The organism is Aestuariibacter sp. GS-14 (genome assembly GCF_006494365.1).
Classification (GTDB): domain Bacteria; phylum Pseudomonadota; class Gammaproteobacteria; order Enterobacterales; family Alteromonadaceae; genus Alteromonas; species Alteromonas mangrovi.
In genome coordinates this window covers 1-306 of the sequence record NZ_VHIP01000053.1, presented here as the reverse complement: position 1 = coordinate 306, position 306 = coordinate 1, and the positions used below count along the sequence as shown (strand labels likewise).

Below are 306 nucleotides of genomic sequence, written 5' to 3'. Positions count from 1 at the left end.
TACTTACAATATCAGTGATATCAGATTGATGTTTTTGTCCATAGTAAGGAATAATTGTAAATTCCCAAGCAGGAATCAATTTCTTTAATGAGGCTTCCAGAATTGTTGCTTTTTGCGTCTTGTATTTAAACTGGAGTGATTTATTGACAATATCGAAACTCAGCGAATTGCTTATGATAGTATTATAGCTCATGAATGTGGCTCTCTTGATTGCTGTTCCGTTATGTGTAATCATCCAACATAAATAGGTTAGTTCAGCAGCACATAATGCTATTTTCTCACCTGAAGGTCTTTCAAACCTTTCCA

Annotated in this window: 1 protein-coding gene; it reads right to left on the bottom strand. The window is 34.3% G+C overall.

Annotated features, from left to right (window positions below):
- A partial coding sequence (locus tag FJ444_RS21290; protein ID WP_140961955.1) for a hypothetical protein occupies positions 1 to 306 on the bottom strand: 306 nt, incomplete at both ends.